Raw genomic sequence first — 8,009 nt, forward strand, 5'->3', positions numbered from 1 at the left:
CAGAGAAAAGCGGCGGGGCTCCTCAGTCGAACAGGCCCGGCTGGCCGAGCGCGGCGGCCCCCGGTGGCGGCGTCATGCCCAGGTGGGTCCAGGCCAACGTGGTGGCCACCCGGCCGCGCGGGGTGCGCGCGACCATGCCGGCGCGCACCAGGAACGGCTCGCACACCTCCTCGACGGTGGCGACCTCCTCCCCGACGGCCACCGCCAGCGTCGACACCCCGACCGGGCCGCCGCCGAAGTTGCGGGTCAGCGCCGACAGCACCGCCCGGTCCAATCGGTCGAGGCCCAGCTCGTCGACGTCGTAGACCTCCAGGGCGGATTTGGCGACGTCGCGGGTGATCACACCGTCGGCGCGCACCTCGGCGAAGTCACGGACCCGGCGCAGCAACCGGTTGGCGATCCGCGGGGTGCCGCGCGAGCGCCGGGCGATCTCCGCACCGGCGCCGGCGCCCAGCTCGATGCCCAGGATCCCCGCCGAGCGGGTCAGCACCCGCTCCAGTTCGGCCGGCTCGTAGAAATCCATGTGGGCGGTGAACCCGAAGCGATCGCGCAGCGGGCCGGTCAGCGCGCCGGACCGGGTGGTCGCGCCGACCAGCGTGAACGGCGCCACCTCCAGCGGGATCGACGTCGCCCCCGGGCCCTTGCCGACGACCACGTCGACTCGGAAGTCCTCCATGGCCAGGTAGAGCATCTCTTCGGCGGGCCGGGCAATACGGTGGATCTCATCGATGAACAGCACGTCGTGCTCGATCAGGTTGGACAGCATGGCCGCCAGGTCGCCGGCGCGTTCCAACGCGGGCCCGGACGTCACCCTCAGCGACGACCCCAGCTCGGCGGCGATGATCATGGCCAGCGATGTCTTGCCCAGGCCCGGCGGCCCGGACAACAGGATGTGATCGGGCGTGCCGCCGCGATTCTTGGCTCCCTCGATGACCAGCTGCAACTGCTCGCGCACCCGCGGCTGGCCGATGAACTCCCGTAGCGAGCGGGGCCGCAGGCTGACGTCGACGTCACCCTCGCCGACGGTCAGCGACGGCGACAGCTCGCGATCGGCATGCCCCTCGGGCGTCTCGGCGTGGTCGTCTTCGCTCACCGCGACTTCCCCAGCAGCGCGAGGGCGGCCCGCAGGGCGCCCGACGTCGTCGCGTCCGCATCGCCGGCCAGCACCTTGTCGGTCGCCTCCTCGGCCTGCTTGGCGGCGAAGCCGAGACCCACCAGGGCCTCCACGACGGGACCGCGCACGGTATGCCCGTTGCGTGCGGCGCCGGCCGTCGTGCCCGTCGTGCCCGCACCCACCTTGTCGCGCAGCTCGAGCACCATCCGCTCGGCCCCGCGTCTGCCGATGCCCGGCACCCGGGTCAGCGCGGCGACATCGCCGTCGTGCAGCGCCTGGCGCAACGCGGGCGCGTCGTACACCGCGAGGGTGGCCAGCGCGATCTTGGGCCCGACACCGGAGACCCCCAGCAGCGTCAGGAACAGGTCGCGGGCGTCGGCGTCGGCGAAACCGTACAACGTCATCGAGTCCTCGCGCACGATCATCGCGGTGACCAGCCGGGCCTCGTCGCCGCGGCGCAAGGTCGACAACGTGGACGGGGCGGCCATCAGCTTGTACCCCACGCCGGCGGCCTCGACGACGACGTGGTCCAGCGCCACCTCGAGCACCTCTCCCCGCACCGAGGCGATCATCGCGCGGCCTTGATCTTCGCGGCGAACTTCCTGCGTTGCTCGGCGGCCTTCTTCTCGGCCTCGGCCATCCGGGCGATCATCGGCGCCCTCCAGCAGTGGCAGATCGCCAGGGCCAGTGCGTCAGCGGCGTCGGCGGGCGTCGGTTTGGCCTGCAACGCGAGGATTCTGGTGACCATCGCGGTGACCTGCGCCTTGTCGGCGGCCCCGTTGCCGGTGACCGCGGCCTTGACCTCGCTGGGCGTATGGAAGTGGACGACGATGTCGCGTTTGGCGGCCGCGAGCGCGATCACGCCGCCGGCCTGCGCGGTGCCCATCGCGGTGTTCGCGTTCTGATTGGCAAAAACGCGCTCGATGGCCAGGACGTCGGGACGGTGGGTGTCCAGCCAGTGGTCGACGGCCTCGCTGATCGCCAGCAAGCGGCGATCCAGCGGCTCGCCGGCCGGCGTCCGCACGACGTCGACGTCCAGCGCGATGACCTGGCGGCCACGACCGCTCTCGACGACGGACAGGCCGCAGCGGGTCAACCCTGGATCGACGCCCATCACCCGCATTACCCGCTCCCGCCTATAGAACATTTGTTCGACAGCTTAGCGGGCGACGCCGACACCACTGGGCAGGACACGCGGCGCGGACGACCGGCACCGACGCACGTCACTCCTCGATCTCGGCCAGGATCTCGTCGGGGATGTCGGCGTTGGTCCAGACATCCTGCACGTCGTCGCTGTCTTCGAGCGCGTCGACCAGTTTCATCACCCTGCGGGCGCCCTCGGCGTCCAGCGGCACGGTCACCGACGGCTGGAACCCCGCGTCGGCGGAGTCGTAGTCGATCCCGGCGTCCTGCAGCGCGGTCCGCACGGCGACCAGGTCGGCCGGCTCGGTGAGGATCTCGAAGCTGTCGCCCAGATCGGTGACGTCCTCGGCGCCGGCCTCGAGCACGGCCGTCAGCACGTCGTCTTCGGTCAGGCCGTTCTTTTCCAGCGTGATCACGCCTTTGCGGGCGAACAGGTATGCCACCGATCCGGGGTCGGCCATGGTTCCGCCGTTGCGTGTCATCGCAACCCGCACCTCGCTGGCGGCGCGGTTGCGGTTGTCGGTGAGGCACTCGATCAACACCGCCACCCCGTTGGGGGCGTAGCCCTCGTAAGTGATGGTCTGCCAGTCGGCGCCGCCGGCCTCCTCGCCGGCGCCCCGCTTGCGCGCCTTCTCGATGTTGTCGTTGGGGACCGAGCTTTTCTTGGCCTTCTGGATGGCGTCGTACAGCGTCGGGTTGCCCGCCGGGTCTCCGCCACCGACCCGGGCCGCGACCTCGATGTTCTTGATCAGGCGGGCGAACATCTTGCCGCGGCGCGCGTCTTTGACAGCCTTTTGGTGCTTGGTGGTGGCCCATTTGGAATGGCCGCTCATGCCGTCCTATCTCATTCCCTGGTTACGTCCTGGCCAGCCGAGTCTACGTGGCCGCGCGGCGCGGTTTTCGCGGTGACACCCTGGGCGACCCGCCCGAAGGTGGACAACGCCGGCATGATCACCGCTCACCCGCGCACGGGTGGCCGAGGTTCGTCGGGAGGGAAGAATCCCGGCACCCACCGCTCGATGAGTTCCGCGTAGGCGGTCGTGGCGTCGAGTTGCACGGCCACCCCCAGCAGCCCGCCGAGGGTGCGCAGCAACATGACATAGCCGGGCGGGATGGTCAGGTTCCGGGCCATCTTGAACCGGTTGCCGAATCCGTCGGCCAGTGGATCGGCGGTGACGATCGCCGACTTCTGGAACCACTCGCGGGTGAAGTGGAACTCACCGGACCGCAATGGGTCGATGTAGGGCCACAACGGCTGGAGGTACTCCACCAACTGCTCGGGCGTCAGATCGTAGCTGGGCGGCATGAACCGAAGCTCCTTCAACAGCCGGATGACGTGGTCCCACTGCTCGTCGCGCGCCCAGCACAGGAGTTCGCCGAAACCGGCAGGAACGCCGCCGGGATGCTCGGCGACGGCACCGAAGTCGATGATCCCCAGACGGCCGTCGGGCAGCAGCATGAAGTTGCCCGGATGCGGGTCGGCGTGCACCAACCCGACCCGAGCGGGCGAGCTGAGGGTGAACTCGATGAGCAACGCGGCCGCGGAATCGCGCGCCGCGCGGGTCCCCTGGGCGATGACCGAGGACAGTCGCCGGCCTTCCATCCACTCCGAAACGACGACCTTGGGCGCGCTGGCGACCACGGGTGGCACCGCGAACTTTGGATCGCCGGCGTAGGCGGCGGCGAAGGCGCGCTGATTTTCGGCCTCCCGGCGATAGTCCAATTCCGCTTCCATGGTGTCGTGGATCTCCGCCACCAGCCGGTCCACATCGGCGCCCGGAACGACCTGCTTGGCGACCCAGCTGAACCGCTGGATCAGTTTGAGATCCGCCCGCAGAGCCTCGTCGGCGCCCGGGTATTGAATCTTGACGGCGACCTCGCGCCCGTCCCTCCACACTCCTTTATGCACCTGGCCGATGCTCGCCGAGGCGACGGGGGTGTCGTCGAAAGACCGGAATCGTTCCCGCCACTTGATGCCCAGCTGCGCGTCGAGCACCCGGTGCAGCGTGGGCGCCGGCAGCGGCGGAGCCTCACTCTGCAACTTGACCAGCGCTTCGCGGAAAGGGTCGGCGAATTGCGGCGGTATCGCGGCCTCCATGACCGACAGCGCCTGTCCGACCTTCATGGCGCCGCCCTTGAGTTCGCCGAGCACCGTGAACATTTCGTCGGCGGCCTTCTCCAGGAGCTCGGCGTTCACCTCGTCCTTGGATTTGCCCGTCATCCGCTTGCCGACGCCCAGAGCGGCGCGGCCGACCACCCCTGCCGGCAGACTCGCCAACTTGGCAGCCCGATGCAGCCCGCCCCGCTTGATGTCTGCCATGGGCACATCATGCCCGGTCGGCGGGCATGCCGACCGGGCGGTTGCGATCAGACCCGGCCGGTCACCATGTCCACGAACAACCGGTGGATCCGCCGGTCGCCGGTCATCTCGGGATGAAACGCCGTCGCCAGCACCGGACCCTGCCGCACCGCGACCGGGTGCCCAGCGGCCGACGCCAGCACCTCGACACCGGAACCCACCCGTTCCACCCACGGCGCGCGGATGAACACCGCCCGCACCGGATCATCCAGGCCCGCGAATCCGACATCGCCCTCGAACGAGTCGACCTGGCGCCCGAAGGCGTTGCGCCGCACCGTCATATCGATTGCGCACAGGGGCAGCGCAGTGCGCTCCCCGGCGCCGGCATCGAGAATCTCGCTGGCGAGCAGGATCATGCCGGCACAGGCGCCGTAGGCCGGCAGGCCCCCGGCCAGCCGCGCCCGCAACGGCTCCAGCAGGTCCAGCTCGCTCAGCAGATGACTGATGGTGGTGGATTCCCCGCCCGGCAGGACCAGCCCGTCCATCGAGTCGAGTTCGCCGCGGCGGCGCACCGGGATCGCGTCGGCGCCGGCATCGCGCAGCGCGGCCAGGTGCTCGCGGGTGTCGCCCTGCAACGCCAGCACCCCGATCTTCGGGGCATTCATCGCCGCGCGGGCGGGTATCCGCGGGGGAAGCGGGTCAGGCCTTCCTGCATCACAGCGGCCACCATCTCGCCGTGCCGGTCGAAGATCTTGCCCTGGCACAGCGCGCGACCACCGCAGGCCGACGGCGAGGATTGGTCGTAGAGCAGCCACTCGTCGGCCCGGAACGCCCGCATGAACCACATCGCGTGGTCGAGTGAGGCCACTTGCAGGTGTTCACGCTGGTCGAGGTGGGTGACCTGCGCCGACCCCAGCAGCGTCAGGTCGCTCATGTAGGCCAGGGCGCAGATGTGCAGCACCGGATCGTCGGGCAGCGGGTCGCGGTGGCGGAACCACACCTGCTGCTGGGAGGCCTTGCCGGGCAGGTGCTGCAGGCGTTCCTGCGGGACGATGCGGATGTCCCACTCCTCGAACTGGCGGAAACCGGCTTCGTCGAAGACCTTCATCGAGCTCAACCCCGGCAGCCCGTCCGGCGGGGGCGCCGACGGCATGGCGTCCTGGTGGCTGATGCCCTCCTGGCCGGTCTGGAACGACGCCGACATGGAGAAGATCGTTTCGCCGTGCTGGACGGCGTTGACCCGCCGGGTACAGAACGAGCCGCCGTCGCGCAGCCGCTCGACGAGGAACACCGTGGGCGCGTTGGCGTCGCCGGGCCGGATGAAGTAGCCGTGCAGCGAGTGCACCAGATGTCCGGGCTCGACGGTGCGCACCGCGGACACCAGCGACTGGCCCGCCACATGCCCGCCGAAGGTGCGCTGGAAGTAGCCCGAGTCGGGGCTGAACACGTTCCCCCGATAGATGTTGACCTCGAGTTGCTCGAGATCGAGGATCTGCTCGATCGACACGCTAAAACCGTCTGCTCTTCGCGCAAGCGCTCATCGCAAGTCCTACCAGCCGCGCTGGGCGAGGCGCTCCGGCTGGGCCAGTTGCTCGGTGTTGATGCCGACCATCGGCTCACCCAGGCCACGCGACACCTTGGCCAGCACGTCGGGGTCGTCGTGGAACGCCGTGGCCTTGACGATCGCGGCGGCGCGCTGCGCGGGATCGCCGGACTTGAAGATGCCCGAGCCGACGAAGACGCCCTCGGCGCCGAGCTGCATCATCATCGCCGCGTCGGCCGGGGTCGCGATGCCGCCCGCGGTGAACAGCGTGACGGGCAGCTTGCCCGCGCGGGCCACCTCGACGACCAGGTCGTAGGGCGCCTGCAATTCCTTTGCGGCGACGTACAACTCGTCCTCCGACAGAGACGTCAGCCGGCGGATCTCGCCGCTGATAGCGCGCATGTGCGTGGTGGCGTTGGAGACGTCGCCGGTGCCGGCCTCTCCTTTGGAGCGGATCATCGCCGCGCCCTCGTTGATGCGGCGCAGCGCCTCGCCGAGGTTGGTCGCCCCGCACACGAACGGCACGGTGAACTTCCACTTGTCGATGTGGTGGGTGTAGTCGGCGGGGGTCAGCACCTCGGACTCGTCGACATAGTCCACACCCAGGCTCTGCAGGATCTGCGCCTCCACGAAGTGCCCGATGCGCGCCTTGGCCATCACCGGGATGGTGACCGCGTCCTTGATGCCCTCGATCATGTCGGGGTCGCTCATCCGCGACACCCCGCCCTGGGCGCGGATGTCGGCGGGCACCCGCTCCAGCGCCATCACCGCGACCGCCCCGGCTCCCTCGGCGATGCGGGCCTGCTCCGGAGTGACGACGTCCATGATGACGCCGCCCTTGAGCATCTCCGCCATGCCGCGTTTGACCCGGGCCGTTCCAGTCTTAACCGCGCTGTCCACTGCTTGCCTTTCCTCACCGTTGTGGCCCCAGTCTAGTGGGCACACACCAACGGGTTGTCCTCCGCAACCCGTTCGATCGACAATGTGCGGTACGCGTGGCAGCACCGACCATCCATTCGTGCGCGTTGGCCAACTCGACGCCTCTAGCGAACGCGAGCTGGAGCCGGGCCCTGTAGCGGCGCAGAGCACGAAGGCGTGGGACGAATACGCAACCCTGGCTGGAGGGCCCTGCCAGGTGACGCTGAACGCACCGACAAGGGGCCGCATACCTGCTCAGCGAGGCTGCCGACAACCACGCGTGCTTCACAGCCCATCAACTGCCTCAGGCAGCGCCCCGCAAAGACCTCGTTCCACCTCACCGGGTTGCCCGCCGACCGGGCATGGATGGATGCCATCAACCAAACTGACTCCGCCGAAATACATTTCGCTATTTTCGACAATCACCTCGTCGCGCTCAGCGAGGCCGACAAGGCGGCGTGGTCGGCCGGCAGCTGGGCGGCCATTCCCAGGACCACGTTGACCGGTACCGCCACCGAGCTGACGGCGCGCCTGCACGCTATCGCCGCCGCCGGGATCACCGAGTGATATGTCAACCCACCGGGCCCGACATCGCCCGGGAATCGGCGGTGTTCATCGAGGCCGCAAAAACGGTGCGAGACGGACCGCCGCGGAAAGTTGCATGTCATGAATGACGACGTGCCGGCAGCGCGGCACCGACCTGTTCGGCGAGGCTCACTTTTCCCGACCGGGTCAAAAGCCACACCCGCGAACAGATCTTCTGCTAACGGACTACGAGCAGTTATCGGATGGGCCGTAGCCGCGCGCCCGCCGGGCGCGCATCCGCCAGCGCGTTCGCCTCGTCCAGCAACCCGCCGAGCTGTAGCGGGTACACCGTCTCCCCGGCTGCGGCCAGCGCCGCAATCCCCGAGGCATCGCACCAGCGGTGGCCGTGGATGTAGCGGTGTTCCAAAGCGGTGCGGTCCCGGGCGGACGGCTCGAACCGGTGGGTG

9 protein-coding genes and 1 pseudogene are annotated in these 8,009 nt (G+C 69.2%); 1 reads left to right on the forward strand and 9 read right to left on the reverse strand.

Annotated features, from left to right (window positions below; genetic code table 11):
* Positions 1-22: 22 nt before the first annotated feature.
* From ruvB to pdxS, 8 genes are all read right to left on the reverse strand, one after another.
* On the reverse strand, positions 23-1,042 hold the full coding sequence (ruvB, locus tag ACOJVU_RS14440; protein ID WP_421530407.1) for a Holliday junction branch migration DNA helicase RuvB: 1,020 nt from the start codon (positions 1,040-1,042) through the stop codon (positions 23-25).
* A 47-nt stretch (positions 1,043-1,089) separates the two neighbouring features.
* Positions 1,090-1,686 (reverse strand): Holliday junction branch migration protein RuvA, encoded by a 597-nt coding sequence (ruvA, locus tag ACOJVU_RS14445; protein WP_421530399.1) that lies wholly within the window; start codon positions 1,684-1,686, stop codon positions 1,090-1,092.
* The gene (gene ruvC / locus ACOJVU_RS14450; RefSeq protein WP_421530408.1) at positions 1,683-2,237 is read right to left on the reverse strand and encodes a crossover junction endodeoxyribonuclease RuvC; all 555 of its coding nucleotides are present in this window, start codon (positions 2,235-2,237) and stop codon (positions 1,683-1,685) included. Before ruvC ends, ruvA begins: the two co-directional genes overlap by 4 nt.
* A 100-nt stretch (positions 2,238-2,337) precedes the next feature.
* Positions 2,338-3,090 (reverse strand): YebC/PmpR family DNA-binding transcriptional regulator, encoded by a 753-nt coding sequence (locus ACOJVU_RS14455; protein ID WP_421530400.1) that lies wholly within the window; start codon positions 3,088-3,090, stop codon positions 2,338-2,340.
* A 125-nt stretch (positions 3,091-3,215) separates the two neighbouring features.
* Positions 3,216-4,577 (reverse strand): ABC1 kinase family protein, encoded by a 1,362-nt coding sequence (locus tag ACOJVU_RS14460; RefSeq protein WP_421530401.1) that lies wholly within the window; start codon positions 4,575-4,577, stop codon positions 3,216-3,218.
* A 47-nt stretch (positions 4,578-4,624) separates the two neighbouring features.
* The gene (gene pdxT / locus ACOJVU_RS14465; RefSeq protein WP_421530402.1) at positions 4,625-5,221 is read right to left on the reverse strand and encodes a pyridoxal 5'-phosphate synthase glutaminase subunit PdxT; all 597 of its coding nucleotides are present in this window, start codon (positions 5,219-5,221) and stop codon (positions 4,625-4,627) included.
* Positions 5,218-6,063 (reverse strand): acyl-CoA thioesterase II, encoded by an 846-nt coding sequence (gene tesB / locus ACOJVU_RS14470; RefSeq protein WP_421530403.1) that lies wholly within the window; start codon positions 6,061-6,063, stop codon positions 5,218-5,220. Before tesB ends, pdxT begins: the two co-directional genes overlap by 4 nt.
* A 42-nt stretch (positions 6,064-6,105) precedes the next feature.
* A complete protein-coding gene (gene pdxS, locus ACOJVU_RS14475) occupies positions 6,106-6,999 on the reverse strand; it encodes a pyridoxal 5'-phosphate synthase lyase subunit PdxS (protein ID WP_421530404.1) in 894 nt (297 codons plus the stop codon).
* A 384-nt stretch (positions 7,000-7,383) separates the two neighbouring features.
* Between pdxS and ACOJVU_RS14480 the strand changes: the two genes are divergently transcribed.
* Positions 7,384-7,584, forward strand: a complete 201-nt coding sequence (locus tag ACOJVU_RS14480; protein ID WP_421530405.1) for a hypothetical protein — start codon at positions 7,384-7,386, stop codon at positions 7,582-7,584.
* A 214-nt stretch (positions 7,585-7,798) separates the two neighbouring features.
* Here the strand turns inward: ACOJVU_RS14480 and ACOJVU_RS14485 are convergent.
* Positions 7,799-8,009, reverse strand: a pseudogene (locus ACOJVU_RS14485) (exopolyphosphatase); the annotation flags it as partial.

The organism is Mycobacterium sp. THU-M104, assembly GCF_049197365.1.
GTDB lineage: Bacteria > Actinomycetota > Actinomycetes > Mycobacteriales > Mycobacteriaceae > Mycobacterium.